This is a genomic window from Pseudomonas extremaustralis (genome assembly GCF_900102035.1).
GTDB classification, from domain to species: Bacteria; Pseudomonadota; Gammaproteobacteria; order Pseudomonadales; family Pseudomonadaceae; genus Aquipseudomonas; species Aquipseudomonas extremaustralis.
The window spans coordinates 4,003,847-4,030,116 of sequence record NZ_LT629689.1; the positions used below are offsets into that span (position 1 = coordinate 4,003,847).

Sequence of the window (26,270 nt, forward strand, 5' to 3'; positions counted from 1 at the left end):
GCGGCCGTCATAGGGACGCAAGCCGCCATGCAAGTGAAACACCTGCTGCTGATCGCCATCCTCGCCATGACTGCTGCTTGCTCGTCAACAAAGGAAGTCGTCGACGAAAACCTGAGCGAAGTCGAGTTGTACCAACTGGCTCAGAAAGACTTGGACAATAATAGCTACACCAGCGCCACAGCGAAGCTGAAGGCACTGGAGTCGCGCTATCCGTTCGGACGCTACGCCGACCAGGCCCAGCTCGAGCTGATCTACGCCAACTACAAGAACGCCGAGCCGGAAGCTGCCAAGTCCGCCGCCGAGCGTTTTATCCGCCTGCACCCGCAGCACCCGAACGTGGACTACGCCTACTACCTCAAGGGCCTGACTTCGTTCGACCAGGACGTGGGCCTGCTGGCGCGGTTCCTGCCGCTGGACATGACCAAGCGTGACCCCGGCGCTGCCCGCGACTCCTACAACGAGTTCGCCCAACTGACCAGCCGCTACCCCAACAGCCGCTACGCGCCGGATGCCAAGCAGCGCATGATCTACCTGCGCAACCTGCTGGCGGCCTACGAAATCCACGTCGCCCACTACTACCTGACCCGTCAGGCCTATGTAGCGGCGGCCAACCGTGGCCGTTACGTAGTGGAAAACTTCCAGGAAACCCCTTCGGTGGGTGATGGCCTGGCGGTGATGACCGAGTCTTACCAGCGCCTGCACCTGGACGAACTGGCCAGCACCAGCCTGGAAACCCTGAAGCTGAACTACCCTGATCACCCTAGCCTGAAAGACGGCCAGTTCGTGCCTCAGGTTGCCGAAGCGGACAACCGTTCGTGGCTGAGCAAGTACACCCTCGGCCTGATCGAGTCCCGTCCACCGCTGCCGCCGGGCGAAACCCGCGCCAACCAGGACGTGATGAAGCAATTCCAGGACGCGAAGGAAGCGATTCCTGCGGACCTCAAGCCACACGACGAAAACGGCGACGTGATCGAAGAGCAAGCACCTCAGGCCCTGGGCAACAACCAGGATCGCTCGTGGTTCAGCTACATGACGTTCGGCGTGTTCGACTGACCGGTCGACGCAACGCAAAAAGGGAGCCCCTCGGGGCTCCCTTTTTCATGGGCAAGCATTATTGCGCTGTGCGCTCGGCACGTCCTTGGCTAAACTGGCGCCTTCCTTGTCGAGAAACCTCCCATCATGCTTCGTCTCCTGTTCTGGATTGCCGTTATTGCCGCCGCGGTATGGTTCTGGCGCAAATTCAAAAGCCCGGCGGCTAAACAGCCACGCCCAAGCGAACCCGACGCCGCCCTGATGGTGCGCTGCGCTCACTGCGGCGTGCACTTGCCACAAGACCGCGCACTCAGCTCACACCAGCAGTGGTATTGCACCCAGGCACATCTGGAACAAGGGCCGAAGTCTATTCAGCGTTGACTCGACCGGCGGGAGCATAGGGTGTCGGATCGATGATCGGTGCACGCCCCAGCAACAAGTCGGCAAACAATTGGCATGAGGCCGGGGCCAGTACCAGGCCGTTGCGGTAATGCCCGCAGTTGAGCCATAGCCCTTCGAAACCAGGCACCTGACCGATATAGGGAATGCCCTCCGGCGAACCGGGGCGCAAGCCGGCCCAATGCCCTACCACCTCTGCGCCTGCCAGAGCGGGGATCAGCTCCACCGCCGATGCCTTGAGGCTTTCCAGCGCAGTTTGAGTGGGGGTCTTGTCGAAGCCTTCATGCTCCAGGGTACTACCGACCAGGATGTGCCCATCGCGCCGGGGAATCGCATAACGCCCCTTGGCCAGGACCATGCTCGACAGGAAGCCGGGCGCACACTTGTACAGAATCATCTGGCCCTTGACCGGCTCCACCGGCAACGACAGGCCCAGCGTGCCCAACAACTCACCGCTCCATGCACCTGCCGCCAGCACGACCTGATCGCCGAAGATCGCGCCATCGGCCGTGTTCACGCCCACCACACGGGCGCCGTCCAGGACAAAACCGGCCACCTCGCATTGCTCGTGAATCGTCACGCCAGGTAGCGCCAACAGCGCGGCCTTCAGGGATTTGACCAGCCGCGGGTTGCGCACATTGGCCACGTTGGCCATGTAGATCGCCTGGGAATACCCTGCGCCGAGCACCGGAACCGCATCATGGGCAGCGCAGACATCCACTTTGCTCAAGGGCCGACCTTCACGTGCCGCCCAGGCCAGGGCTTGCGCTTCGTCCTCCAGATCGAGCCAATACAGCCCCGTGGTGTGAACCTCCGGGTCTACACCGGTGGCCGCAAACAAGCGCTCAGCCAGTTGCGGATAGAAATCCTGGGACCAATGGGCCAGCGCAGTGACCGCCGGGCTGTATCGCCATGGATACAGCGGTGAAACGATGCCTCCGCCGGCCCAAGAGGATTCCTGCCCTACACCCGCGCGCTCCAGCAGCACCACCGCCTGCCCCTGGGTCGCCAGGTTGAACGCCGTGAGCAACCCGATTACTCCACCACCGACAACCACCACTTGCTGTTGCTTAGCCATCATTTGATCCAGCCAATAAATAGAAACAAGCGCACCCGGCGCCCAATCATCCAGCATCCTCATCATTGCCCCCAGCACGCCTTGCGCGACATGTGCGCTGCAGCGCCTGGGTTGGCCCGTGCGCCGGTGCTGGTCAGGCTGAAGTTGCCGCAAGGGTCGCCGGCCATCACCGAATCGGCGACAGGCGTGGCTACCAGACGGTAATCCTGAGGGTTCAATGCAGCGGTGATTCTATAGCGATCGTTGCCCGCACTGAGGCCGCTTGCATCAATAAAACTGCCGTTCCTCGCATAAAAGCGCTCAAGGTGCTGAGCCTGCTCGATCAAGAGCCCGGCGATTTCGACGCGATAGACCTTTTTTACATGACCGGTATACCCGGGGTAAACGATCCCTGCCAGAAACGCAATGATCGCAACAGCGATCAATGATTCGATCAAGGTAAAACCCTGGCTATCCATGCCCACCCCACTGCTCCTTATTGAAGTTGTCGCCATGCCACTCGCAGAAACCGCGAGCGGCCCTCCTCTTCTACCCGCGCGTACACACTCTCCAGCACCGCACGCGACCGCCCACTAAACCCCACCGCCGTCACTCGAAACACCGCCGCCGGGGTTTGCGCTGGCAGATGGGCCAGCCCCATGCCTTGCCCCAGGGACTGAATACCGTAGAGCCCGTCCTTCAGCGCAACCCAGCTCACCGCCGAACCAGGGTTCATCCCGGCCGTCACCACCGAAAACGCTTCAGCCGGCGGCGCACAAGTCACGATCGATCGGCACACCGGCACCGCCGCAGGTTCGCGCTGTATGCGCGACTCCCCCAGCCTCAGCCCACTTTCGGCCTGTTGAAACGACTGGTTGCGATGCCAGAGGCTGCCGGCGATCTTTTGCTGTGTCACCGCCTCCTGGATCGACACCAGGCCGATCAGCGACAACAGCAACAAAAACACCAGGCTGATCAACAGGACCATTCCTGTCTGGCGCACATCAATACGTTCAGAACGTCCCATGCTCGTCCTACCCCAAACGATTTCGCAGCGCCGCCACGACGCTGTAGGTTTGATCCTTTACCCGGCCTGTCGGGTCCTGCAGTGTCATCTGGATGCGCACACTGCGTATCAAAGACGCATCGGCCGGACTGGGGTCGTAGCGCGCCACCGTCAATGAAGATGGCTTGTCGGCAACGCCAAAGCTGATATCGAAACGCTGCACGTTATCCGCCAACACCGCCTTGGCTGGCGCTGCGGGCGTGCTGATCTTCAACTGGCCCGCTTCGAACGTGTAGGTGAGCTGGCGTGCCGCAAAGCGGATCTGCCCCGGTGCGGGCGCAGGTGCACTTCCGGCATACGCTTGGGCGGTGCCCGTGCAGTCGGACACCACTGTCCAGTCGGGTTTGCCACCGCCACTGTCGGCGGTAACGAGCGTCAGCGACATGGAGGCGCTGCCTGTATTCCATGCGACAGGCCGATCGAAGGCCGGCGGGGCATTGTCGATAGAGGCCGTGGCCAGGCAGCCGAACATGCCGGCCTGGCGAATATCCTGAATCAACTTGCCAAGCACAAAACGCGCATCGTCCTGAAGCAACATTGCAGCCTGTTGGCTGGCGTGGGTCGCTCGCGCGCTGATCGCCACCTGGCTGACGCCAAGCACCAGGATCAGGCCCACCGCCATGGCCAGCAGCAACTCGATCAGGCTGAACCCCCGAACCTGGCCTCTCATCGTGCCAACCCCGACTCGTTACCGATGCGACTGCTCAGAGTGAAGGTTTGCCGGGCCCCGGGGGCATCCGTGCCGCGGCGCTCATCCCAACTGATGCTCACCGTCACTTCGTTTGTGCTGATCGCCACCGAGCCTTTGCCACTATCCCCAGCAAAACCACGGATATTGGCCTCGAAATCATGCAAGTCCACGTCACGCACACTGGCGGTGGCGGTACTCACTGACGCGTGCTCTTCCCCACGCCACGCGTAGTCAGCGCCGGAATTGGCGCGAATGCGGTCGAGCATGTCGTAAGCGATGAAGCTGGCTTGGCTGGTCATCCTTGAGTTGTCGGTGTACTTGAGCGCATTGAGCTGGATCACCGCCGCGCCTAGCAGGCCGATGGAGAGGATCAGCATCGCCACGAGCACCTCGATCAGCGTCATGCCGGTCTGGCGCCCAGGCTCAGCGCGGGGAAAGCATGGGGTCGAGCGTGTAGGCATTACCGTCGTCATCCGTGTCGAAGGCCAAAAAAAGCAGGTGAAATCTGCTGTGCGAGCCAAGACTAGCGTCGGATTTCGGCCCGTGCCGCGCCGGGAACAAAGGGAAATACTTTGGACACAAAGGCCATCATTCGACACTTCAGCCTGGGCGCTATACCTAGAGCTGTACCCGAACATTGGTCCACGTCCATGGAGGGACGACACATGCGACAACGAGGTTTCACCCTGATCGAACTGCTGCTCGGCCTGATCGTGAGTGGCATCCTGGCGCACCTCGCGGTGCCCAACTTCAAGAACCTGCTGGAATCCCAACAAAGGCAAAGTGCAGCGCAATCGCTGGCGAGTGGACTGCGCTATGCGCGCGCGCAAGCCATCGCGCATAACCGCGCGGTGGTCATTCACGCGCTGGACGATGATTGGAGCCAGGGTTGGCGAGTGGTACTGGATGTAAGCGGACGCGGCCATCTGGACGACGACAACCCCGTGCTGCTGGAGCGCCAGGACAGCGGGCGAGTGCCCATCATGGGTAATGGGCCGGTCAAGCACCAAGTCCGCTTCAGCGGAGTGGGCGAACCGATATTTTCAGGCGGGGGATTTCGTGCCGGCACCCTGCATGTGTGCGCCACTGAGCGGGCACAGAGCCTGCATCAGATCGTGCTGGCGCCCAGCGGGCGCATCAGCCTGCGCAGCGAGCGCGCCGAGCAGGCGTTGTGCCGGAGCTACTCCGGCACCCTGGCACTCAGAGCAGCGAGCGAACCCGCAGCTCCTTGGGCATGGAGAAGGTGATGTTCTCTTCACGCCCGGCCAGCTCATCGGCACCGGTAGCGCCCCAAGCATGCAGTTGTTGGATAACGCCACGCACCAGGACTTCCGGGGCCGAAGCGCCGGCCGTGATGCCGATACGCTCGACGCCGTCGAACCAGCTGCGCTGCAGGTCTTCGGCTCCGTCGATCAGGTACGCCGGTGTGGCCATGCGCTCGGCCAACTCACGCAGGCGGTTGGAGTTGGAGCTGTTGGGGCTGCCGACCACCAGCACTACATCGCACTCATCGGCCAGTTGCTTGACGGCGTCCTGGCGATTTTGCGTGGCGTAGCAGATATCGTCCTTGCGCGGCCCACCGATAGCCGGGAAGCGATTGCGCAGCGCGTCGATGACGCGGCTGGTGTCGTCCATGGACAGGGTGGTCTGGGTCACGAACGCCAAGCGCTCAGGGTTATGTACCTGCAGGTTGGCGACGTCCTTTTCGTCTTCAACCAGGTAAATGGCACCACCGTTGCTGCCATCGTACTGGCCCATGGTGCCTTCGACTTCAGGGTGCCCGGCGTGGCCAATCAGGATGCACTCGCGACCATCGCGGCTGTAGCGCGCGACTTCGATATGGACCTTGGTAACCAGTGGGCAAGTGGCGTCGAAGACTTTCAGGCCACGGCCTGCCGCCTCGGTTCGCACCGCCTGGGAAACACCGTGGGCACTGAAGATGACGATAACGTCGTCCGGCACCTGGTCCAGTTCCTCGACAAAGATGGCGCCGCGTGCGCGCAGGTCTTCGACCACGAACTTGTTGTGCACGACTTCATGGCGGACATAAATCGGCGGCCCGAAGACTTCCAGGGCGCGGTTGACGATTTCGATCGCCCGGTCCACGCCGGCGCAGAAGCCACGGGGGTTGGCGAGTTTGATTTGCATGCTGTGCCTCGTGTCTTGCAGCGCAAGAATTTGGATCATTGCAACCGCGGGCGCGGCTGATCTCTATATAACGACGCGGGAAAATGTGGGAGCGGGCTTGCTCGCGATAGCGGTGTACCAGCCAACAGAGTCACTGAATGTCAGTCAACAATCGCGAGCAAGCCCGCTCCCACATTTTGAACCGCGTTGTCAGTCAGAGCGCTTTAACGTCGAAGATTTCTACGTCAAACGTCAAGGTTTTACCGGCCAACGGGTGGTTGAAGTCGATGGTCACTTGCGCGTCATCGAAGGCTTTGACCACACCCGGCAACTCAGTATTCGCCGCATCGTTGAAGATCACCAGCAGGCCTTCGGACAGCTCCATGTCCTGGAACTGCGAACGCGGGATGATCTGCACGTTTTGCGGGTTGGGCTGGCCAAAGGCGTTTTCCGGCAAGATCTGCAGGGTGCGCTTGTCGCCGGCCTTGAAACCGAACAATGCGGCTTCAAAACCCGGTAGCAGGTTGCCATCGCCGACCTTGAACGTCGCCGGGGCTTTGTCGAACGTACTGTCGACCGTGTCGCCATTCTCCAGGCGCAGTGCGAAATGCAAAGTGACTTCCGTGTTCTGGCCGATGCGTTGCTCAACCAATACCTGATCAGTCATTGACGGTCTCTCCGGTTTTCTTACTTTTGAACATATCCAGCGCCAGCATGATTGCACCGACGGTGATGGCACTGTCGGCAAAGTTGAACGCCGGGAAATACCAGCGGTTCTGCCAATGCACCAGAATGAAGTCGATCACATGGCCCAGGGCAATGCGGTCGTATAGGTTACCCAGCGCGCCACCCAACACCAGGGCCAAGGCGATAGCCAGCCAGGTGTCATTGCGGCCCAGACGCTTGAGCCAGACCACCAGCACCGCACTGACCACCACGGCGATCAGGGCAAACAACCAACGCTGCCAGCCGCTGCTATCCGCTAGGAAGCTGAAGGCGGCGCCGGTGTTGTAGGCCAGGGTCCAGCTGAAGTAATCCGGGATCACCACGATTTGCTGGAACATTTCCAGGGAGCCCTCGAAATGAGCCTTGCTGACCTGGTCGATGACCAGGACCAGCACGCTCAATAGGAGCCAGCCCAGACGTCCGAAACGACCGGCGGCCTTAGGCATAGTGGCGAACCTCGCCAGCGCCGCTGATGTTGTCCACACAACGACCGCAGATTTCCGGATGCTCAGGGTTCACGCCAACGTCTTCACGGCAGTGCCAGCAACGGGCGCACTTGGGGAAGGCCGACTTGACCACTTTGAGCTTGAGGCCCGGTACTTCGGTGGCCACAGCGTCCGCCGGGGCCTGGGCGAAAGGGGCCAGGGTCGCGGTGGAGGTGATCAGCACGAAGCGCAGTTCGTTGCTCAACTTGGACAGGTCGGCCGTCAGGCCTTCCTCGGCAAACAGGGTGACTTCGGCTTGCAGGTTGCCACCGACGGCCTTGGCTGCACGCTGAACCTCGAGCTCCTTGTTCACCGCGACCTTGACGGCCATTACGCCTTCCCAGTATTCGCGACCCAGTTCAAAGTCGGCTGGCAGTTCGGTCAGGCCTTCGTACCAGGTGTTGAGCATCACCGATTCGTTACGCTCGCCCGGCAGGTATTCCCACAGTTCGTCGGCGGTGAAGGCCAGGATCGGCGCGATCCAGCGCACCAGCGCTTCAGAGATGTGGTACAGCGCGGTCTGCGCCGAACGGCGGGCCTTGCTGTTGGCGCCAGTGGTGTACTGGCGGTCCTTGATGATGTCGAGGTAGAAGCCGCCGAGTTCCTGCACGCAGAAGTTGTGGATCTTCGAGTACACGTTCCAGAAGCGGTATTCGCCGTAGTGTTCTTGCAACTCGCGCTGCAACAACAGGGTGCGGTCCACGGCCCAACGGTCCAGGGCGAGCATCTCTTCGGCCGGCAGGATGTCGGTGGCCGGGTTGAAGCCGGTCAGGTTCGACAGCAGGAAGCGGGCGGTATTACGGATGCGGCGGTAGGCATCGGCGCTGCGCTGCAGGATCTGCTCGGAGACAGCCATCTCGCCCGAATAATCGGTCGAGGCCACCCACAGGCGCATGATGTCGGCACCTAGGGTGTCGTTGACCTTTTGCGGCGCGATCACGTTGCCCAGGGACTTGGACATCTTGCGACCGTTTTCGTCGACGGTGAAACCGTGGGTCAGCAATTCGCGGTACGGGGCGTGATCGTCGATGGCGCAACCGGTCAGCAAGGACGAGTGGAACCAGCCACGGTGCTGGTCCGAACCTTCCAGGTACAGGTCGGCCCGCGGGCCGGTTGCGTGACCCACCGGATGGGAACCGCGCAGTACGTGCCAATGGGTGGTGCCGGAGTCGAACCAGACGTCGAGGGTGTCGCTGATCTTGTCGTACAGCGGCGCTTCGTCGCCCAACAGTTCGGCGGCGTCCAGCTTGAACCAAGCTTCGATGCCTTCCTGCTCAACGCGCAGGGCCACTTCTTCCATCAGTTCGACAGTGCGCGGGTGCAGTTCGCCGCTTTCCTTGTTGAGGAAGAACGGGATCGGCACGCCCCAGTTGCGCTGGCGGGAGATGCACCAGTCCGGACGGTTGGCGATCATCGAGTGCAGGCGCGCCTGGCCCCAGGCCGGGACGAACTTGGTGTCTTCGATGGCTTTGATCGCGCGGTTGCGCAGGGTGTCGCCGCTGGTCGGCTGTTTGTCCATGCCGATGAACCACTGCGCGGTGGCGCGGTAGATCAACGGGGTCTTGTGGCGCCAGCAGTGCATGTAGCTGTGCTGGATCGTCGAGGTTTGCATGAGTGCGCCGACTTCGCGCAGCTTCTCGATGATCGCCTTGTCGGCCTTGAAGATGAACTGGCCGCCGAAAAACTCCAGCGATGGCACGTACACGCCGTTGCTCTGGACCGGATTGATGATGTCATCGTTCACCAGACCGTACTGCTTGCAGATCACAAAGTCGTCGACGCCATAGGCGGGCGAGCAGTGAACCACGCCGGTACCGGAACCCAGCTCGACGTAATCAGCCAGGTATACCGGCGACAGACGGTCATAGAACGGGTGACGGAAGTTGATCAGTTCCAGTGCGGAGCCGGTGGTAGTGGCGATCACCGAACCTTGCAGTTCGTAACGCGCCAGGCAGGCTTCGACCATTTCCTCAGCCAGCACCAGCAGGCGGTCACCGACGTCCACGAGGGCGTAGGTGAATTCCGGGTGCACATTGAGCGCCTGGTTGGCGGGGATGGTCCACGGGGTGGTGGTCCAGATCACGATGGCAGCCGGCTTGGCCAGGCTTGCCAGGCCAAAGGCCGCGGCCAGCTTGGCGTCGTCGGCGATCGGGAAGGCCACATCGATGGTCGAGGACTTCTTGTCTTCGTACTCGACTTCCGCTTCGGCCAGGGCCGAACCGCAGTCGAAGCACCAGTTCACGGGCTTGAGGCCCTTGAACACGAAACCGCCCTTGACGATTTCGGCCAAGGCGCGGATTTCACCGGCCTCGTTCTTGAAATCCATCGTTTTGTAAGGGTTGGCCCAGTCGCCCAGCACACCCAGGCGGATGAACTCGGACTTCTGCCCTTCGATCTGCTCGGTGGCATAGGCACGGCACAGTTCGCGGGTTTTATCGGCGCCCAGGTTCTTGCCGTGGGTCACTTCGACCTTGTGTTCAATCGGCAGGCCGTGGCAGTCCCAGCCCGGGACATAAGGCGCGTCGAAGCCCGACAGGGTTTTCGAACGGACGATCATGTCCTTGAGAATCTTGTTCAGCGCATGACCGATGTGAATCGTGCCGTTGGCATAAGGAGGGCCGTCGTGCAGGACGAATTTCGGACGATCCTTGCCAATTTCGCGCAACTTTCCGTACAGGCCAATACTGTCCCAGCGCTGCAGGATCTGCGGTTCGCGCTGTGGCAGGCCGGCCTTCATTGGGAAGGCGGTGTCCGGAAGGTTTAGCGTGGCTTTATAGTCGGTCATTTAAGGCTCTTCGTTAGCGATGGGCGCTAGGTGCGGCTAGTGCACGGGCGGCGGCGACATCCGCATTGATCGCCGTTTTCAACGCCTCGAGGGAGGCGAAACGCTGCTCTTCACGCAGCTTCTGGTGGAAAACCACCGTCAAACGCCGGTCATATAAATCCCCGGCAAAATCCAAAAGGTGAACTTCCAGGTGGGCCTTGCCATCACCTGCAACCGTGGGCCTGACGCCTATGTTGGCGACTCCCGGCCACGATTGGCCGTCGATGTCGACGCTCACCAGGTAAACCCCGGTCAGCGGCACACGACGGCGCTTGAGTTGCACGTTGGCGGTTGGCGTGCCCAATTGGCGCGCCAGCTTCTGGCCGTGCAGTACCCGTCCGGCAATACGGAACGGGCGACCGAGCAAACGCCCGGCCAAGGCGAAGTCGGCAGCGGCCAGGGCGTTACGCACCTGGGTACTGCTCACGCGCAGGCCATCGAGTTCGACGGTTTGCGCGGCTTCGACGGTAAACCCCTGGGTAACGCCAGCGTGCTGCAGAAAATCGAAATCCCCGACGCGATCGCACCCGAAACGGAAGTCGTCACCGACCTCCAGGTGCTGCACGCCCAAACCATCGACGAGGATACGGTCGACGAACTCGGCGGCGCTGAGGCTTTGCAAACGCTGGTTGAAGGCTAGGCAGAGGACGCGGTCTACGCCTTCTTCAGCCAGCAGTTGCAGCTTGTCCCGCAAGCGGGCCAGGCGGGCCGGCGCCGTTTCCGGGGTAAAGTATTCCCGCGGCTGTGGCTCAAATATCACCACGCAGCTGGGCACGCCCAACTCGACCGCACGTTCGCGCAGCCGGGCCAGGATAGCCTGGTGGCCACGGTGAACACCGTCAAAGTTGCCAATAGTGGCGACGCAGCCCCGATGCTGGGGGCGCAGGTTGTGGAGACCTCGAACCAGCTGCATAACGCGCTTCTTGCTCATAAAGTGGTCGATTATAACCACACCCGGCCCTGGGTGACAGGCAACAGCGCAGGCCAAATGGGTTGATTCGATAAAACAGCGGTTTTATCGCGGCAAACTCTCTAACCCAGCGACTTGCGATTGAAATCCCGCAGACGGAAACCTTGCAGCAGCAACATCCCGAAGTACACCACCACGCCCACCACCACCAGCACGCCCAGGCGCAGGAAGCGCTCCAGCATATGGCCCTGGTCCCAGGCGGGCATGAAGTGCATCAGGCCGAGCAGCACCGCCGACATCATTGCGACAGCCACCAATAGCTTGAGGGCAAACAGGCCCCAACCCGGCTGCGGCTGAAACATCTGCTGCTTGCGCAATTGATAAAACAGCAGACCCGCATTGATGCAGGCACCGGCGCTGATGGCCAGGGCCAGCCCGGCGTGAGCCAATGGACCGATAAACACCAGATTGAGCAGTTGCGTGACGATCAGCGTAAAGATCGCGATTTTCACCGGGGTACGAATGTTTTGCTGCGCATAAAACCCGGGCGCCAGCACTTTGATCACGATGATGCCGAGCAGGCCGACGGAGTAGGCGATCAACGCATGCTGCGTCATCAGTGCGTCATGCGCGTCGAATTGTCCGTACTGGAACAGCGACACAGTCAACGGTTCGGCCAGGATGCCCAGCGCCAGGGAGCAAGGCAGCACCAGCACGAAGCACAGGCGCAAGCCCCAATCGAGGATGCGCGAATACTCCTGGCGATCCTTGCTGGCATAGGTGCGCGACAGCGTCGGCAGCAAAATGGTGCCCAGGGCCACGCCGAGCACGCCGGAAGGCAGTTCCATCAAGCGATCGGCGTAATACATCCACGACACTGAACCAGAGACCAGCAACGAAGCGAACGCCGTATTGATGATCAGGGAAATCTGACTGACTGACACCCCAAGGATCGCCGGCAGCATGTTGCGCATCACGCGCCACACGCCGGTGTCCTTGAGGTTCAGGCGCGGCAAAACGAGCATGCCGATCTTTTTCAGGTGCGGCAGCTGGTAGAGCAACTGCGCCAGGCCACCGGCCAGCACGGCCCAGCCCAGGGCCATCACCGGCGGATCGAAGTACGGCGTCAGGAACAGCGCGAAGATGATCATGCTGACGTTAAGCAGGGTCGGCACGAAGGCCGGCACCGAGAAACGGTTCCAAGTATTGAGGATCGCCCCGGCCAGGGACGACAGGGAAATCAGCAATATATAAGGAAAGGTCACGCGCAACAGATCCGTGGTGAGCGCGAATTTTTCCGGGGTATTGGCAAAACCGGGCGCGGTGGCCCAGATCACCCAGGGCGCGGCGAGCATGCCGACCATCGTCACCAGCATCAACACCAGGGTCAGCAGGCCCGAGACGTAAGCGATAAAAGTACGGGTCGCCTCCTCGCCCTGCTGGGTCTTGTATTCGGCCAGGATCGGTACGAAAGCCTGGGAAAACGCGCCCTCGGCGAAGATGCGCCGCAGCAGATTGGGCAATTTAAAGGCAATAAAGAAGGCATCCGTGGCCATGCTGGCGCCAAAAATGCGCGCCAGCAGGGTGTCACGTACAAACCCCAATACCCTGGAGATCATCGTGATAGAGCTGACGGCGGCCAACGATTTGAGCAGATTCATTGAAAGAGTTTGCGCCTATAGATAAAGAGCAGGCGAACTACGCGCCCACTTATGCGATACTGCGCGCCTGCAACAGCACAGCGCCAAAGCTCGCGAGTTTACAGGTCAAGCGCCGGAAATAAATCACCCGCCTCTTCAGATCGACCACTCAGCAGTTCGCATCAGCCGCCCTTGACAACACTTCAAGTCATCGGCATGATTCGCGGCCTATTTTGTTTGCTATTTCCTAAAAAGTCTTTCGAGGAGCTCGACGGTGGCCAACACACCTTCCGCCAAAAAACGTGCAAAACAGGCTGAGAAGCGTCGCAGCCACAACGCCAGCCTGCGTTCCATGGTCCGTACCTACATCAAGAATGTAGTTAAGGCCATCGACACCAAAGACGCTGAAAAAGCCCAAGCTGCTTACGTTCTGGCAGTGCCGGTTATCGACCGTATGGCCGATAAAGGCATCATCCACAAGAACAAGGCCGCTCGTCATAAGAGCCGCCTGAATGGCCACATCAAGGCTCTGAACGTTGCTGCTGCAGCCTAAGTGGTAAAAACTGCGTCGTGACCCAGGTTGCGTAACAGTTAAAAAATGCCCCGTACCGAAAGGTCCGGGGCATTTTTGTTTGTGCTTCAAGGTGATGAACGGGCTTGGGGCGGTAGGAGGGCCTGTCACTGCAACAAACCGGCCCACCAAAAAAAGCACCGTCGCCCCATCCGATTATTTTCAGCACGCAAAAAAAAACGCCCCGAACCAGTCGGGGCGTTTTTCTACCAACCGATCAAACCATCGATCAGTGGTGATGACCGCCTTCACCATGGACGTGACCGTGAGCCACTTCTTCCTGGGAAGCGTCGCGAACGGCAACGATCTTCACTTGGAAGTTCAGGCGCTGGCCGGCCAGGGGGTGGTTGCCGTCAACGGTGACGTCGTCGCCATCCAGGTCGCGAATGGTGACGATCTGCATTTGGCCATCCGGCGCGGAAGCGTGGAACTGCATGCCGACTTCCAGCTCGTCAACACCTTCGAACATGCTGCGGCTCAAGGTGCTGACCAGTTCGGCGGAGTATTCGCCATAGGCATCTTCAGGCTCGATGGCAATGGTCAGTTCATCACCGACGCTCTTGCCATGCAGAGCTTTTTCCAGGCCCGGGATGATGTTACCCGCGCCTTGCAAGTAGACCAGCGGCGCGCCGCCGGCTGAGCTGTCGATGACCTCACCAGCGTCGTTGGTCAGGGTATAGTCGATGGAGACAGCCTTGTTAGCGGCGATCGTCATGGGGCGAGACCTTTTGCATAAGATTGAAGAACGGACAAGTCTAAACAAGGATTTGCCCGAAAGCGAACAGAACCCGGACGGACGGGACCGATCAATGGTCGCCTTGATCATCGGATTCCATCAGGACGACGACCGGCACTGGGTCGCCGAGCTGTCTTGCGGCCATACCCAGCACCTGCGCCACCAGCCACCCTGGCAGTCCCGCGCCTGGGTGCTCGACCCCGCGCAACGCCTGGAAAAAACAGGCCAGCCCTTTGCGTGCGGCTGGTGTGCGCAGGAGCGCGAATAACGATAACCTTGGCGCCTGATTCCCGGTAGGTACTCAACCATAGAGCGCCGCCGAAGCCATGCACCTCCAGAGAATTCGCATGCAGACTTTTTTTATCGCGCCCACCGATTTTGGTGTGGGCCTGACCTCCATCAGCCTCGGGCTGGTGCGTACCCTTGAGCGAGCCGGGCTGAAAGTCGGCTTTTTCAAGCCGATTGCCCAGCCCCATCCGGGCGATACCGGCCCCGAGCGCTCCACTGAACTGATCGCGCGCACCCACGGTTTGAAACCACCACAACCCCTGGGCCTGGCCCATGTGGAGCGCATGCTCGGCGACGGCCAGCTCGACGAACTGCTCGAAGAAATCATCACCCTGTATCAACAAGCCGCCGTGGGCAAGGACGTGCTGATCGTCGAAGGCATGGTGCCAACCCGCAGCGCCAGCTATGCGGCGCGGGTCAACCTGCACCTGGCCAAGAGCCTGGATGCGGACGTGATCCTGGTCTCGGCCCCGGAAAACGAAGTGCTCACCGAACTGTCCGGCCGCGTGGAATTGCAGGCCCAACTGTTCGGCGGCCCGAAAGACCCGAAAGTGCTGGGCGTGATTCTCAACAAAGTGCGCACCGATGAAAGCATGGAAGCCTTCTCGGCGCGCCTGAAAGAACACTCGCCCTTGCTACGCAGCGGCGATTTCCGCCTGCTTGGCTGCATTCCCTATCAACCGGAACTCAACGCGCCGCGCACCCGCGATGTGGCTGACCTGATGGGCGCGCAAATCCTCAACGCCGGCGATTACGAAACCCGGCGCATGACCAAGATCATCATTTGCGCCCGCACCATGCGCAACACCGTGGAGCTGCTCAAGCCGGGCGTGCTGGTGGTGACGCCGGGCGACCGCGACGACATCATCCTCGCCGTCAGCCTGGCCGCGATCAACGGCGTGCCCCTGGCCGGCCTGCTGCTGACCAGCGACACCCTGCCCGACCCGCGCATCATGGACCTGTGCCGTGGCGCCTTCCAGGCCGGGCTGCCGGTGCTGTCGGTGAGTACCGGTTCCTACGAGACAGCGAACCAGCTCAACAGCCTGAACAAAGAAATCCCCATCGACGACCGCGAGCGCGCGGAGATCATCACCGATTTCGTCGCCAGCCACCTCGATGCGCGCTGGCTGCACCAGCGTTGCGGCACGCCACGGGAGATGCGCCTGTCGCCGGCGGTGTTCCGCTACCAGTTGATCCAGCGCGCCCAGGCCGCCAACAAACGCATCGTGCTGCCCGAAGGCAGCGAGCCGCTGACCGTACAAGCCGCCGCCATCTGCCAAGCCCGTGGCATCGCCCGCTGCGTCCTGCTGGCCAAGCCGGCGGACGTCGAAGCGGTGGCTCGTGCCCAGGGCATCGAATTGCCCGCAGGCCTGGAGATTCTCGACCCGGACCTGATTCGCGAGCGTTATGTCGAACCGATGGTGGCATTGCGCAAAAGCAAGAGCCTCAACGCGCCCATGGCCGAGCAGCAACTGGAAGACACCGTGGTGATCGCCACCATGATGCTCGCCCTGGACGAAGTCGACGGCCTGGTCTCCGGCGTCATCCACTCCACTGCCAATACCATCCGCCCTGCCCTGCAACTGATCAAGACCGCGCCAGGCTGCACCCTGGTGTCGTCGGTGTTCTTCATGCTGTTCCCCGAGCAGGTGCTGGTGTACGGCGACTGCGTGATGAACCCGCACCCGAGCGCCGCCGAACTGGCGGAAATCGCCCTGCAAAGCGCCGACTCGGCCGCCGCGTTTGGCATTACCCCACGGGTGGCGATGATCAGCTATTCCAGCGGTGATTCGGCCAGCGGCGAGGAAGTGGAAAAAGTCCGCGAAGCCACCCTGCTCGCCCATGAACAGCAAAGCTCGCTGCTGATCGACGGCCCGCTGCAGTACGACGCGGCCGCCAACGAAACCGTCGCACGCCAACTGGCCCCCGACAGCCTGGTCGCCGGCAAGGCCACGGTGTTCGTGTTCCCGGACCTGAACACCGGCAACACCACGCACAAGGCCGTGCAACGCAGCGCCGACTGCGTCAGCCTGGGGCCGATGCTCCAGGGCCTGCGCAAACCGGTCAATGACCTGCCGCGTGGCGCCCAGGTCGATGACATCGTGTACACCATCGCACTGACTGCGATCCAAGCCGCCAACCGACCTATGGATATCTAAATGCTGGATTTTCTACCTGCCGCCGTGCGCGGGGTGATTGCCTCACTGCTGCTGGCGTTGAATACGATCCTGCTGTGCTCGTTCCTGTTCGTGGTGGCGCTGTTCAAGGCCTTGCCCTTCGCCAAGGGCTTCAGCGAATGGCTGATGAACCACACCCATGAAGCCTGGGTCACCAATAACAAGGGCTGGATGAACCTGGTACGCCGCACCCACTGGCACCTTAAAGGCCTGGAAGGGCTGGACTACCAGCACTCGTACCTGGTCACCAGCAACCACCAGAGCTGGGTCGACATCATGGTGCTGCAATATGTGCTCAATCGACGCATTCGCCCGCTGAAGTTCTTTCTCAAGCAGGAGCTGATCTGGGTGCCGGTGATCGGCCTGGCATGGTGGGCGTTGGGCTTTCCGTTCATGAAGCGCTACACCAAGGCTTACCTGGAGAAGCACCCGGAGAAAAAAGGCAAGGATCTGGAAACCACCCGCAAGACCTGTGCGAAGTTTCGGGACAACCCGGTAGGGATTTTCAACTTCGCTGAAGGCACGCGCTTTACCGCCGGCAAACATGCGCAGCAGAACTCGCCCTTCCGCTACCTGCTCAAGCCCAAGGCCGGCGGCATTGCGTTCGTGCTGGATGCCATGGGCGAACAATTGAAGTCGCTGGTCAACGTGACCATCCACTACCCCGCCGGACGCCCAGGGTATTGGGATTTGCTGTGCGGGAAGGTGAAGGACGTTGTCGTGCAGTTTGAAGAGGTGCCGATTCCGGCCGAGTTCATTGGCAAGAATTATGAGCAGGATGGCGAGTATCGGCTGGCATTCCAGGGCTGGATCAACCGGTTGTGGGAAGACAAGGATGCGCTGCTGGAACAGTTGCACACCGATTATCCAGACCGCCACTGATCAAAAAAAATGTGGGAGGGGGCTTGCTCCCGATTGCTGAGTCTCAGTCACCGCATCTGGTGACTGATCCACCGCTATCGGGAGCAAGCCCCCTCCCACAATGTTTAGATCGCGCCGCGCTGACGCAACAGCTCCAGCACTTGCTTGACGCTTTCTTCCAGCGACAGGGCCTGGGTGTCGATCACCAGATCGGCATTGAGCGGCACGTCATACGGGAAGGACTCGCCAGGGATGTTATCCCCACCGGCTGCGTACAAGCCTTGCGGATCGCGCTCGGCGCATACCAACGGCGAAGCCTGCACGTAGACCGTCAGCAAGCGATCGGCACCGATCAGCGCCTTGGCCTGTTCACGGCCTTCGGCATCCGGTGCAACAAAAGCCGCCAGGGTCAACAGGCCGGCTTCGTTGAACTGACGCGCAACGTGAGCCGCACGACGCCAGTTCTCGGTACGCCCGACGCGATCCTGCGGCAAGCCTTTGTTCAGGTCGTGACGCAGGTTCTGGCCATCCAGTACGAATACCGCGCGGCCCATATCGAACAACTTGCGCTCGACCGCATAAGCCAGGGTGCTTTTACCGGCGCCCGACAAACCGCTGAACAACACGGTGGCCGGCTGCTGGCCGAAGCGTTGAGCACGCTCTTCGGTGGCCACATGGGCCAACTTGCCGTGCTGCGCCGCGCTGCCGTGGCTGACCGGCGGCGCGATGATCATGCCCGCGGCCACGGTGCCGTTGGTCAGGCGGTCGATGACGATGAACGCGCCAGTGGTGCGGTTGCTGGCGTAACCGTCCAGGGCGATGGCGGCGTCGAGGCTGACCTTGACCCGGCCGATCTCGTTCAACTGCAGCGAACTCGCCGGGCCTTCAGCCAGGGTGTTCACGTCCACGCGATGCACGATGCTGGTGATGGAACCCGGCACGTAGCTGGTGGCGCGCTTGATGTCGTATTTCTTGCCCGGCAGCATCGGCTCTTCGGCCATCCACACCAGCATGGCGTCGAAGGCGTCGGTCACTTGCGGCACGTTGTCGGCATGCACCAGCAGGTCGCCACGGGAGATATCGATCTCGTCTTCCATGGTCAGGGTCACGGCCTGGCCGGGACCGGCGTGTTCCAGTTCACCATCGAAGGTAACGATGGATTTGACGCGGCTGCTCTTGCCCGACGGCAGCACCACGACTTCGTCGCCCTTGTGCACAATGCCGCTGGCCAGGGTGCCGGCGAAACCGCGGAAGTTCAGGTTCGGGCGGTTGACGTACTGCACCGGGAAACGCAGGTCGGTGTAGTTGCGGTCGTTGGCGATCTCGACGGTCTCGAGGATCTCCATCAGCGACTGGCCGGTGTACCACGGCGAACGCTCGCTCTTGTTCACGACGTTGTCGCCCTTGAGCGCCGACATCGGCACGAACGCCATGGTGCTCGGCTTGAAGGCGATACCCTCGGCGAACTTCAGGTAATCGGCCTTGATCTGCTCGAAGACGCCTTCGTCGAAGCCGTTGAGGTCCATCTTGTTGATGGCGACCACGATGTGCTTGATGCCCAGCAACGAGGCAATGAAGCTGTGGCGACGGGTCTGGGTCTGCACGCCGTAGCGCGCATCGACCAGGATGATCGCCAGGTCACAGGTGGACGCACCGGTGGCCATGTTGCGGGTGTACTGCTCATGGCCAGGGGTGTCGGCAATGATGAATTTGCGCTTGGCGGTGGAGAAGTAGCGGTAGGCGACATCGATGGTGATGCCCTGCTCACGCTCGGCCTGCAGGCCGTCGACCAGCAACGCCAGGTCGATGTCGTCACCCGTGGTGCCGACTTTCTTCGAATCGCGGGTGATGGCTTCCAGGTGATCTTCGTAGATCATCTTGGAGTCGTGCAGCAGGCGCCCGATCAGGGTGCTCTTGCCGTCGTCGACGTTGCCACAGGTCAGGAAGCGCAACATTTCCTTGCGCTCGTGCTGGCCCAGGTAGGCGAGGATGTCCTCGCTGATCAAATCAGATTGATGCGACATGACAGCCCCTTAGAAATAGCCTTGACGTTTTTTATCTTCCATCGAGCCTGCGCCATCGTGGTCGATGACCCGGCCCTGGCGCTCGGAAGTTCGCGTCAGGAGCATTTCCTGAATGATGTCCGTCAGCGTCTCGGCTTCGGACTCCACCGCGCCCGTCAACGGGTAGCAGCCAAGGGTACGGAAACGTACTTTCTTTTTGACGATGCGGGCTTTGTCCTCGTCGGACAGGTGCTCGAGGATGCGGTCGTCGTCGATCATGATCAACGTGCCGTTCTTCTCGATCACATCGCGCTCGGCGGCGAAGTACAGCGGCACGATCGGGATGCCTTCCAGGTAGATGTACTGCCAGATGTCCAGCTCGGTCCAGTTGGACAGCGGGAACACACGGATCGACTCGCCCTTGTTGACGTTGCCGTTGTACACGTTCCACAGCTCGGGACGCTGGTTTTTCGGGTCCCAGCGGTGCTTGCTGTCGCGGAACGAGTACACGCGCTCTTTGGCACGGGATTTCTCTTCATCGCGACGGGCACCGCCGAAGGCGGCGTCGAAACCATACTTGTCCAAGGCCTGCTTGAGGCCTTCGGTCTTCATGATGTCGGTGTGCTTGGCGCTGCCGTGGGTGAAGGGGTTGATACCCTGCGCCACGCCGTCCGGGTTGACGTGGGTGATCAGGTCCAGGCCCAGTTCCTCGACCATGCGGTCGCGGAACGTGTACATCTCCTGGAATTTCCACTGGGTGTCGACATGCATCACCGGGAACGGCAGCTTGCCCGGGAAGAAGGCCTTGCGTGCCAGGTGCAGCATCACGGCGGAGTCTTTACCGATCGAGTAGAGCATCACCGGGTTATCGAACTCGGCGGCGACCTCGCGGATGATGTGGATGCTTTCCGCCTCCAGCTGTTTCAGATGCGTCAGTTTGTCGACCATGGTTACTCACGGAAAAACGATCTTATGGACGGCCAGCGGGCCGTGTTCGAGCGGGGCATGCTAGCACAGCACCTTCTTCTATTCAGGGCGCGAGCTAGATCGAAACGGTATATGAATATGCCCCCAGGTTTGGCCGTCAAATCGGGTTGGGGCAATCGATGAACACATGCTCCAGGGCGAAACGCCGCGCCAGGTAATCGCCCAAGGCCTGCACGCCGTAACGCTCGGTGGCGTGATGACCGGCGGCAATGAAGCTGATGTCGTTTTCGCGGGCGCTGTGGAAGGTTTGCTCGGAGGCTTCGCCGCTGAGGAACAGGTCGACGCCGGCGGCAATCGCCTGGTCGATATAGCCCTGACCGCCGCCGGTACACCAACCGATACGCCGGATCATTTCGCTGCCTTCGATCAATAGCGGCTCGCGCCCCAGGACCTCTTGCACACGCCGGGCGAAATCACGGGCCGACAGGGGCTCGGCGAGGGAACCGACCAGGCCGACGATTTTCAGGTTGTCCGGGTCCAGCGGGCCTTCGACGGTGATGTCCAACTGGCGAGCCAGTTGCACGTTGTTGCCGACGTCGGGGTGCAGGTCCAGCGGCAGGTGGTAGGCCAGCAGGCTGATGTCGTGCTTGAGCAGGGTCTTCAGGCGGCGCTGTTTCATGCCGGTGATGCAGGGGTTTTCGCCCTTCCAGAAATAGCCGTGGTGCACCAGGATCAGGTCGGCCTGGGCTTCGACGGCGGCATCCAGCAAGGCCTGGCTGGCGGTGACGCCGCTGACGATGCGCATCACCTGCGGGCGCCCCTCGACCTGCAGGCCATTGGGGCAGTAATCGGCAATTTTTGCGCTGCCGAGGTAGCGGTCCGCTTCCTCGACGAGAGTGCTCAAAGCAACGGCCATAAAAGACTCCTAAATATCCCGTTCCGAGGCGCTCGCAGCCTCGTATAATGCGCCACATTATGGGCGCTCCCCCGCCCCCTGCAACCTGTCAGGATTTACTTGATGCTCAAGGCACTGCGTTTTTTTGGATGGCCATTGCTCGCTGGCGTGCTGATCGCGATGCTGATTATTCAGCGTTTCCCGGAGTTGGTGGGCTTACCCAGCCTTGATGTCAACCTGCAACAGGCCCCGCAGACCAGCGCGGTGGTGCAAGGTCCGGTGACTTACGCGGACGCGGTGGTCGTGGCGGCCCCCGCCGTGGTCAACCTGTACACCACCAAGGTCATCAACAAACCCGCCCATCCGTTGTTCGAAGACCCGCAGTTCCGTCGCTATTTCGGCGACAACGGGCCCAAGCAGCGGCGCATGGAATCCAGCCTCGGTTCCGGGGTGATCATGAGCCCCGAAGGCTACATCCTCACCAACAACCACGTGACCACCGGCGCCGACCAGATTGTGGTAGCCCTGCGCGACGGCCGCGAAACCCTGGCCCGCGTGGTGGGCAGCGACCCGGAAACCGACCTGGCGGTACTGAAGATCGATTTGAAGAACCTGCCCTCGATCACCCTCGGCCGCTCCGACGGCCTGCGGGTCGGTGACGTAGCGCTGGCCATCGGTAACCCGTTCGGCGTCGGCCAGACCGTGACCATGGGCATCATCAGCGCCACAGGGCGTAACCAGTTGGGGCTCAACAGCTACGAAGACTTCATCCAGACCGATGCGGCGATCAACCCGGGCAACTCCGGCGGTGCGCTGGTGGATGCCAATGGCAACCTGACCGGTATCAACACGGCGATCTTTTCCAAGTCCGGCGGCTCCCAGGGCATCGGTTTTGCGATCCCGGTGAAACTGGCGATGGAAGTGATGAAGTCGATCATCGAGCACGGCCAGGTGATTCGCGGCTGGTTGGGGATCGAGGTGCAGCCGCTGACCAAGGAACTGGCCGAATCCTTTGGCCTGACCGGGCGCCCTGGCATCGTCGTCGCCGGGATCTTCCGTGACGGCCCGGCGCAGAAAGCCGGCCTGCAACTGGGGGACGTGATCCTCAGTATCGATGGCGAACCGGCCGGCGATGGCCGCAAGTCGATGAACCAGGTGGCGCGCATCAAGCCGACCGACAAGGTGGCGATCCAGGTGATGCGTAACGGTAGAGAGATCAAGTTGATCGCGGAAATCGGCCTGCGCCCACCGCCTGCGCCGGTCAAAGAAGAGGAATAAACCACCTCGGCGTTTCCCCCCCGTGAGGCGGCAAGCGCTGCGGTAAAACCGCGGCCCTGCCCCTCACGACATAGCGCTGTCGCGCAGCAAACGGGACCGCTGTGGCAAGCAAGCTCGCCCCTACACTGCCCGTGGTGCTCTTTCGCAGAGGGTGTTGAGGGCCGCCGCCCACTGCGGATCAGCATTCAGGCACGGCACCAGCACCAAGTCATCGCCGCCCGCCTCGCGGAACTGTTCACGGCCGCGATCACCGATCTCTTCCAGGGTCTCGATGCAATCGGCGACGAACGCCGGGCACATCACCAGCAACTTTTTCACGCCCTGCTGGGCCAGCGCCTCCAGGCGCGCCTCGGTGTAGGGTTCGATCCACTTGGCCCGGCCCAGGCGCGACTGAAACGCCACCGACCATTTGCCATCCGGCAAGCCCAATCGCGCGGCAAAATCCCGGGCGACGCTGTAGCACTGTGCGCGATAGCAGGTGGCAAGCACCTCGGGGGACGCGTTCTGACAGCAGTTGGCGTCCTTGAAGCAATGACTGCCGCTAGGGTCGAGCTTGGTCAGATGGCGCTCGGGAAGGCCGTGGAAACTCAGCAGCAAGTGATCGTAATCCTGTTCCACATAAGACCGTACGCTGTGGGCCAGGGCATCGATGTACTCAGGCTGATCGTAGAAAGGCGGCACGATCGAAAACTGCACATTGAGTTTCTTGTCGCGCACCACACGCCGGGCTTCCTCGATGACCGTGGTCACGGTGCTGTCGGCAAACTGCGGGTACAACGGCGCCAGGGTCACGTTTCGAATGCCTTGGGCGGCCAGGCGGGTCAGGGCCGTTTCAATCGACGGTTCGCCGTAGCGCATCGCCAGCTCCACCGGGCCCTGGGTCCATTGCGCGGTCATCTGCTCTTGCAGACGGCGGCTGAGCACCACCAGCGGCGAACCTTCGTCCCACCAGATGGACGCGTAGGCATGGGCCGACTGCTCGGGACGCTTGATCAGGATCAGCGACACCAGCAAGCGCCGCACCGGCCAAGGCAGGTCGATGACATACGGGTCCATCAGGAACTGATTGAGGTAGCTGCGCACATCGGCCACCGAAGTGGACGCCGGTGAGCCCAGGTTGACCAGTAACAACGCGTGATCCGTCATGCAACATCCTATCTCTAGAGGCGGCTGGACAAGTCGTCCAGGGCCGCGTGCAACTCAGTGAACTGGAAAGTGAAACCGGCGGCCAACAGGCGTTCGGGCAATGCTTTCTGGCCGCCCAGCAACAAGCCGGACAACTCACCCAGGCCCACCTTCAATGCGAAGGCCGGCATCGGCATGAACGCCGGGCGGTGCAACACCTGGCCCAGTGTCTTGGCAAACTCGCGGTTACGTACCGGGTGCGGCGCGCAGGCATTATAAGGACCGCTGGCGTCTTGCTTGTGCAGAAGAAAATCAATCAGGCCGATTTGATCTTTGATATGCACCCACGGCATCCACTGCCGACCATTGCCGATAGGCCCTCCCAACGCCAGTTTGAACGGCAGCAACAGCCGCGACAAAAAGCCGCCCTCGGCCGCCAGCACCAGGCCGGTACGCACCAGCACCACACGAATGCCCAGGGCTTGCGCGCGCTGGGCGGTTTCCTCCCAGGCGATGCACAACTGGCTGGGGAAATCGTCCTGCACCGGTCCGCTGGCTTCGGTCAATTCACGCTCGCCACCGTCGCCATACCAACCCACCGCCGAACCGGAGATCAGCACCGCCGGTTTTTGCGCCAGGCCTTCCAGCCATACCAGCAGGGTTTCAGTGAGGCTGATGCGACTGCTCCACAACAGCGCCTTGCGCTTGCGGGTCCAGGGGCGATCAGCGATGGGTGCGCCAGCCAGGTTGACCACCGCATCGACCGCGCCGACCACGTCCTCCAGGCGCCCGACACCCAGCACCTGGGCACCGCAGATTTTGGCGACATGTTCAGGCTTGCGGCTCCACACCGTCAGGCGATGGCCCTGAGCGAGCCAGTGTTGGCAGAGTTGGCGTCCGATCAAACCGGTACCGCCGGTCAGCAAAATATGCATGGGATCTTCCTCATGTAACGTTCGCCACCCGTCACTGGTCTATTTTGTATTCAGGGATGATTTTGTAATCAGGCGTGATGCGGGTTCAGGCCTCAGCCTTAACCATAGGTCACACCTTAAGAACAGGTAAGCCAAAACTTATACCAAAAAACAATATTGTACAGCTATTGGTGTCGGCGTAGTCTGTACCCAACGGTAAAACGAGGCCTCCCATGACTGTCCCCATCGCGATCATCGGCACCGGCATCGCCGGTCTCTCCGCCGCCCGAGCGTTACGAGACGCCGGGCACGTTGTACAACTCTTCGATAAAAGCCGCGGCAGTGGTGGCCGCATGTCCAGCAAGCGCAGCGATGCCGGCTCACTGGACATGGGCGCCCAATACTTCACCGCCCGCGACCGACGCTTCGTCAACGAAGTGCAACGCTGGCAAAACAACGGCTGGGCCGAGCAATGGAAGCCCCAGCTGTACAACTTCAAGGCCGGCCAGCTTACCCCCTCCCCCGATGAACAGATCCGCTGGGTCGGCACGCCGCGCATGAGCGCGATCACCCGCGCCCTGCTCGACGACCTGCCGGTGGAGTTCGGTTGCCGTATCACCGAAGTGTTCCAGGGCAAACAGCATTGGAACCTGCTGGATGCCGACGGCGGCAATCGCGGCCCCTTCAGCCACGTGGTGATCGCCACGCCCGCGCCCCAGGCCACCGCCCTGCTGGCGACTGCGCCGAAACTGGCAAGTGTCGCCGCCGGCGTGAAGATGGACCCCACCTGGGCCATCGCGCTGGCCTTCGACAAACCACTGGATACGCCGATGGAAGGCTGCTTCGTGCAAGACAGCCCGCTCGATTGGCTGGCGCGCAACCGCAGCAAGCCCGGACGCGACAGCACCCTCGACACCTGGGTGCTGCACGCCACCAGCGCCTGGAGCCGGGCCCACCTGGACCTGCCCAAGGAAGCTGTGATCGAACACCTGCACGGCGCCTTCGCCGAATTGCTGCACAGCGCCATGCCCGCGCCGTCGTTCAGCCTGGCGCACCGCTGGCTGTATGCTCGACCGTCCAGCGCCCATGAGTTCGGCGTGCTGGCCGACGCCGACCTGGGCCTGTACGTGTGCGGCGACTGGTGCCTGTCCGGCCGCGTCGAGGGCGCCTGGCTCAGCGGCCAGGAAGCGGCACGACGCTTGATCGAGCACCTGCAATGAACCAGATCAATCCCGCCAAACTGCTGCTGTCGAAGTGGACAGCAGCCCAGCCTCGCCACAAGGAAAAACACTTCCTCGTCACCGAACTGTTTCGCGACGAAGAAGGCACCGTGCTGGAAATCGAACTGCAGGCCGTCATGACCCGCCGCGGTGAGCGCCTGCCCTGGCAAACCTTGCAGAACGCCGAGGCGTGGAAAGTCGGCTGGAAATAACCCAGGCAAAAAAAAACTTATACAAATAATTTGACTTGTACAGCATCAAACCTATGATGAGATTTAGTTGTACAGACTTCTTGGTTTGTACAGGAATCCTGTAGAG

The 26,270-nt window shown here is 61.3% G+C and carries 27 protein-coding genes; 10 read left to right on the forward strand and 17 right to left on the reverse strand.

What is annotated here, in order from left to right; all coding sequences use genetic code 11:
* The first annotated feature begins 27 nt into the window (after positions 1-27).
* Entirely contained in the window at positions 28-1,053 is a 1,026-nt protein-coding gene (locus tag BLR63_RS18500) for an outer membrane protein assembly factor BamD (protein ID WP_010565585.1), read from the forward strand.
* A gap of 126 nt (positions 1,054-1,179) precedes the next feature.
* Positions 1,180-1,413 carry a PP0621 family protein gene (locus BLR63_RS18505; protein ID WP_010565586.1) on the forward strand — a complete coding sequence of 78 codons (234 nt, stop codon included), beginning with the start codon at positions 1,180-1,182 and terminating at the stop codon, positions 1,411-1,413.
* Here BLR63_RS18505 and thiO read toward each other — a convergent pair.
* The 5 genes from thiO to pilV form a co-directional block, all read right to left on the reverse strand.
* A complete protein-coding gene (gene thiO, locus BLR63_RS18510; protein WP_042946998.1) occupies positions 1,400-2,509 on the reverse strand; it encodes a glycine oxidase ThiO in 1,110 nt (369 codons plus the stop codon). The two genes, BLR63_RS18505 and thiO, sit on opposite strands and share 14 nt — an antisense overlap.
* A gap of 62 nt (positions 2,510-2,571) precedes the next feature.
* Positions 2,572-2,973, reverse strand: coding sequence for a type IV pilin protein (locus BLR63_RS18515; protein ID WP_042946985.1), 402 nt, complete (start codon positions 2,971-2,973; stop codon positions 2,572-2,574).
* Between the two features lie 11 nt (positions 2,974-2,984).
* On the reverse strand, positions 2,985-3,515 hold the full coding sequence (locus BLR63_RS18520; RefSeq protein WP_042946986.1) for a pilus assembly PilX family protein: 531 nt from the start codon (positions 3,513-3,515) through the stop codon (positions 2,985-2,987).
* Between the two features lie 7 nt (positions 3,516-3,522).
* On the reverse strand, positions 3,523-4,224 hold the full coding sequence (locus tag BLR63_RS18525) for a PilW family protein (protein ID WP_010565590.1): 702 nt from the start codon (positions 4,222-4,224) through the stop codon (positions 3,523-3,525).
* Positions 4,221-4,706 (reverse strand): type IV pilus modification protein PilV, encoded by a 486-nt coding sequence (gene pilV / locus BLR63_RS18530; protein ID WP_050901337.1) that lies wholly within the window; start codon positions 4,704-4,706, stop codon positions 4,221-4,223. Before pilV ends, BLR63_RS18525 begins: the two co-directional genes overlap by 4 nt.
* A 204-nt stretch (positions 4,707-4,910) precedes the next feature.
* On the opposite strand from pilV, the gene BLR63_RS18535 reads away from it, so the two are divergent.
* Complete coding sequence (locus BLR63_RS18535; protein WP_010565592.1) at positions 4,911-5,492, forward strand: GspH/FimT family pseudopilin; 582 nt, start codon at positions 4,911-4,913, stop codon at positions 5,490-5,492.
* Here the strand turns inward: BLR63_RS18535 and ispH are convergent.
* From ispH to murJ, 6 genes are all read right to left on the reverse strand, one after another.
* Positions 5,446-6,393, reverse strand: coding sequence for a 4-hydroxy-3-methylbut-2-enyl diphosphate reductase (gene ispH / locus BLR63_RS18540; protein WP_010565593.1), 948 nt, complete (start codon positions 6,391-6,393; stop codon positions 5,446-5,448). The two genes, BLR63_RS18535 and ispH, sit on opposite strands and share 47 nt — an antisense overlap.
* Positions 6,394-6,586: 193 nt before the next feature.
* Positions 6,587-7,039, reverse strand: a complete 453-nt coding sequence (gene fkpB, locus BLR63_RS18545; RefSeq protein WP_042946987.1) for an FKBP-type peptidyl-prolyl cis-trans isomerase — start codon at positions 7,037-7,039, stop codon at positions 6,587-6,589.
* Complete coding sequence (gene lspA, locus BLR63_RS18550) at positions 7,032-7,544, reverse strand: signal peptidase II (protein WP_010565595.1); 513 nt, start codon at positions 7,542-7,544, stop codon at positions 7,032-7,034. Before lspA ends, fkpB begins: the two co-directional genes overlap by 8 nt.
* A complete protein-coding gene (ileS, locus tag BLR63_RS18555; RefSeq protein ID WP_010565596.1) occupies positions 7,537-10,368 on the reverse strand; it encodes an isoleucine--tRNA ligase in 2,832 nt (943 codons plus the stop codon). The genes lspA and ileS overlap by 8 nt, the downstream gene beginning before the upstream one ends.
* A gap of 13 nt (positions 10,369-10,381) precedes the next feature.
* A complete protein-coding gene (gene ribF, locus BLR63_RS18560; protein ID WP_010565597.1) occupies positions 10,382-11,320 on the reverse strand; it encodes a bifunctional riboflavin kinase/FAD synthetase in 939 nt (312 codons plus the stop codon).
* Between the two features lie 119 nt (positions 11,321-11,439).
* The gene (gene murJ, locus BLR63_RS18565; RefSeq protein ID WP_010565598.1) at positions 11,440-12,978 is read right to left on the reverse strand and encodes a murein biosynthesis integral membrane protein MurJ; all 1,539 of its coding nucleotides are present in this window, start codon (positions 12,976-12,978) and stop codon (positions 11,440-11,442) included.
* A gap of 253 nt (positions 12,979-13,231) precedes the next feature.
* Between murJ and rpsT the strand changes: the two genes are divergently transcribed.
* Entirely contained in the window at positions 13,232-13,510 is a 279-nt protein-coding gene (gene rpsT / locus BLR63_RS18575) for a 30S ribosomal protein S20 (RefSeq protein ID WP_003171647.1), read from the forward strand.
* 247 nt (positions 13,511-13,757) lie between these two features.
* Here rpsT and BLR63_RS18580 read toward each other — a convergent pair whose 3' ends face one another.
* Entirely contained in the window at positions 13,758-14,243 is a 486-nt protein-coding gene (locus tag BLR63_RS18580; protein WP_010565599.1) for an FKBP-type peptidyl-prolyl cis-trans isomerase, read from the reverse strand.
* Here BLR63_RS18580 and BLR63_RS18585 point away from each other — a divergent pair.
* The 3 genes from BLR63_RS18585 (at position 14,242) to BLR63_RS18595 (ending at position 17,611) form a co-directional block, all read left to right on the forward strand.
* Positions 14,242-14,532 (forward strand): DUF3565 domain-containing protein, encoded by a 291-nt coding sequence (locus tag BLR63_RS18585; protein WP_042946988.1) that lies wholly within the window; start codon positions 14,242-14,244, stop codon positions 14,530-14,532. The two genes, BLR63_RS18580 and BLR63_RS18585, sit on opposite strands and share 2 nt — an antisense overlap.
* A 79-nt stretch (positions 14,533-14,611) precedes the next feature.
* Entirely contained in the window at positions 14,612-16,711 is a 2,100-nt protein-coding gene (pta, locus tag BLR63_RS18590) for a phosphate acetyltransferase (RefSeq protein ID WP_010565601.1), read from the forward strand.
* Positions 16,712-17,611 (forward strand): acyltransferase, encoded by a 900-nt coding sequence (locus BLR63_RS18595; RefSeq protein WP_010565602.1) that lies wholly within the window; start codon positions 16,712-16,714, stop codon positions 17,609-17,611.
* Positions 17,612-17,715: 104 nt separating this feature from the next.
* Here BLR63_RS18595 and cysN read toward each other — a convergent pair whose 3' ends face one another.
* From cysN to BLR63_RS18610, 3 genes are all read right to left on the reverse strand, one after another.
* The gene (gene cysN, locus BLR63_RS18600; protein ID WP_010565603.1) at positions 17,716-19,614 is read right to left on the reverse strand and encodes a sulfate adenylyltransferase subunit CysN; all 1,899 of its coding nucleotides are present in this window, start codon (positions 19,612-19,614) and stop codon (positions 17,716-17,718) included.
* 9 nt (positions 19,615-19,623) lie between these two features.
* Positions 19,624-20,541: a sulfate adenylyltransferase subunit CysD gene (cysD, locus tag BLR63_RS18605; RefSeq protein ID WP_010565604.1), complete on the reverse strand. Its 918-nt coding sequence runs from the start codon at positions 20,539-20,541 to the stop codon at positions 19,624-19,626.
* A 136-nt stretch (positions 20,542-20,677) separates the two neighbouring features.
* The gene (locus BLR63_RS18610) at positions 20,678-21,436 is read right to left on the reverse strand and encodes a Nif3-like dinuclear metal center hexameric protein (RefSeq protein WP_010565605.1); all 759 of its coding nucleotides are present in this window, start codon (positions 21,434-21,436) and stop codon (positions 20,678-20,680) included.
* Positions 21,437-21,538: 102 nt separating this feature from the next.
* Here BLR63_RS18610 and algW point away from each other — a divergent pair, with 102 nt between their 5' ends.
* Complete coding sequence (gene algW / locus BLR63_RS18615) at positions 21,539-22,693, forward strand: Do family serine endopeptidase AlgW (RefSeq protein ID WP_010565606.1); 1,155 nt, start codon at positions 21,539-21,541, stop codon at positions 22,691-22,693.
* A 120-nt stretch (positions 22,694-22,813) separates the two neighbouring features.
* Here algW and hemH read toward each other — a convergent pair whose 3' ends face one another.
* Both hemH and BLR63_RS18625 read right to left on the reverse strand, forming a co-directional pair.
* Entirely contained in the window at positions 22,814-23,839 is a 1,026-nt protein-coding gene (gene hemH / locus BLR63_RS18620; RefSeq protein WP_010565607.1) for a ferrochelatase, read from the reverse strand.
* 14 nt (positions 23,840-23,853) lie between these two features.
* Positions 23,854-24,753, reverse strand: a complete 900-nt coding sequence (locus BLR63_RS18625; RefSeq protein WP_010565608.1) for a TIGR01777 family oxidoreductase — start codon at positions 24,751-24,753, stop codon at positions 23,854-23,856.
* A gap of 212 nt (positions 24,754-24,965) precedes the next feature.
* Here BLR63_RS18625 and BLR63_RS18630 point away from each other — a divergent pair, with 212 nt between their 5' ends.
* Both BLR63_RS18630 and BLR63_RS18635 read left to right on the forward strand, forming a co-directional pair.
* A complete protein-coding gene (locus BLR63_RS18630; RefSeq protein ID WP_010565609.1) occupies positions 24,966-25,952 on the forward strand; it encodes an NAD(P)/FAD-dependent oxidoreductase in 987 nt (328 codons plus the stop codon).
* A complete protein-coding gene (locus BLR63_RS18635; protein ID WP_010565610.1) occupies positions 25,949-26,164 on the forward strand; it encodes a TIGR02450 family Trp-rich protein in 216 nt (71 codons plus the stop codon). Before BLR63_RS18630 ends, BLR63_RS18635 begins: the two co-directional genes overlap by 4 nt.
* The last annotated feature ends 106 nt before the right edge of the window (positions 26,165-26,270 follow it).

Bases quoted from the DNA above. Each gene is read 5' to 3' on its own strand.
- pta (WP_010565601.1), top strand. From the start codon at position 14,612: ATGCAGACTTTTTTTATCGCGCCCACCGATTTTGGTGTGGGCCTGACC.
- BLR63_RS18580 (WP_010565599.1), bottom strand. From the start codon at position 14,243: ATGACGATCGCCGCTAACAAGGCTGTCTCCATCGACTATACCCTGACC.
- BLR63_RS18595 (WP_010565602.1), top strand. From the start codon at position 16,712: ATGCTGGATTTTCTACCTGCCGCCGTGCGCGGGGTGATTGCCTCACTG.
- thiO (WP_042946998.1), bottom strand. From the start codon at position 2,509: ATGGCTAAGCAACAGCAAGTGGTGGTTGTCGGTGGTGGAGTAATCGGG.
- BLR63_RS18500 (WP_010565585.1), top strand. From the start codon at position 28: ATGCAAGTGAAACACCTGCTGCTGATCGCCATCCTCGCCATGACTGCT.
- BLR63_RS18525 (WP_010565590.1), bottom strand. From the start codon at position 4,224: ATGAGAGGCCAGGTTCGGGGGTTCAGCCTGATCGAGTTGCTGCTGGCC.
- BLR63_RS18625 (WP_010565608.1), bottom strand. From the start codon at position 24,753: ATGCATATTTTGCTGACCGGCGGTACCGGTTTGATCGGACGCCAACTC.
- ribF (WP_010565597.1), bottom strand. From the start codon at position 11,320: ATGCAGCTGGTTCGAGGTCTCCACAACCTGCGCCCCCAGCATCGGGGC.
- BLR63_RS18520 (WP_042946986.1), bottom strand. From the start codon at position 3,515: ATGGGACGTTCTGAACGTATTGATGTGCGCCAGACAGGAATGGTCCTG.
- cysD (WP_010565604.1), bottom strand. From the start codon at position 20,541: ATGGTCGACAAACTGACGCATCTGAAACAGCTGGAGGCGGAAAGCATC.
- BLR63_RS18505 (WP_010565586.1), top strand. From the start codon at position 1,180: ATGCTTCGTCTCCTGTTCTGGATTGCCGTTATTGCCGCCGCGGTATGG.
- ispH (WP_010565593.1), bottom strand. From the start codon at position 6,393: ATGCAAATCAAACTCGCCAACCCCCGTGGCTTCTGCGCCGGCGTGGAC.
- BLR63_RS18635 (WP_010565610.1), top strand. From the start codon at position 25,949: ATGAACCAGATCAATCCCGCCAAACTGCTGCTGTCGAAGTGGACAGCA.
- ileS (WP_010565596.1), bottom strand. From the start codon at position 10,368: ATGACCGACTATAAAGCCACGCTAAACCTTCCGGACACCGCCTTCCCA.
- BLR63_RS18535 (WP_010565592.1), top strand. From the start codon at position 4,911: ATGCGACAACGAGGTTTCACCCTGATCGAACTGCTGCTCGGCCTGATC.
- algW (WP_010565606.1), top strand. From the start codon at position 21,539: ATGCTCAAGGCACTGCGTTTTTTTGGATGGCCATTGCTCGCTGGCGTG.
- BLR63_RS18610 (WP_010565605.1), bottom strand. From the start codon at position 21,436: ATGGCCGTTGCTTTGAGCACTCTCGTCGAGGAAGCGGACCGCTACCTC.
- BLR63_RS18630 (WP_010565609.1), top strand. From the start codon at position 24,966: ATGACTGTCCCCATCGCGATCATCGGCACCGGCATCGCCGGTCTCTCC.
- fkpB (WP_042946987.1), bottom strand. From the start codon at position 7,039: ATGACTGATCAGGTATTGGTTGAGCAACGCATCGGCCAGAACACGGAA.
- BLR63_RS18585 (WP_042946988.1), top strand. From the start codon at position 14,242: ATGGGGCGAGACCTTTTGCATAAGATTGAAGAACGGACAAGTCTAAAC.
- pilV (WP_050901337.1), bottom strand. From the start codon at position 4,706: ATGCCTACACGCTCGACCCCATGCTTTCCCCGCGCTGAGCCTGGGCGC.
- lspA (WP_010565595.1), bottom strand. From the start codon at position 7,544: ATGCCTAAGGCCGCCGGTCGTTTCGGACGTCTGGGCTGGCTCCTATTG.
- hemH (WP_010565607.1), bottom strand. From the start codon at position 23,839: ATGACGGATCACGCGTTGTTACTGGTCAACCTGGGCTCACCGGCGTCC.
- cysN (WP_010565603.1), bottom strand. From the start codon at position 19,614: ATGTCGCATCAATCTGATTTGATCAGCGAGGACATCCTCGCCTACCTG.
- murJ (WP_010565598.1), bottom strand. From the start codon at position 12,978: ATGAATCTGCTCAAATCGTTGGCCGCCGTCAGCTCTATCACGATGATC.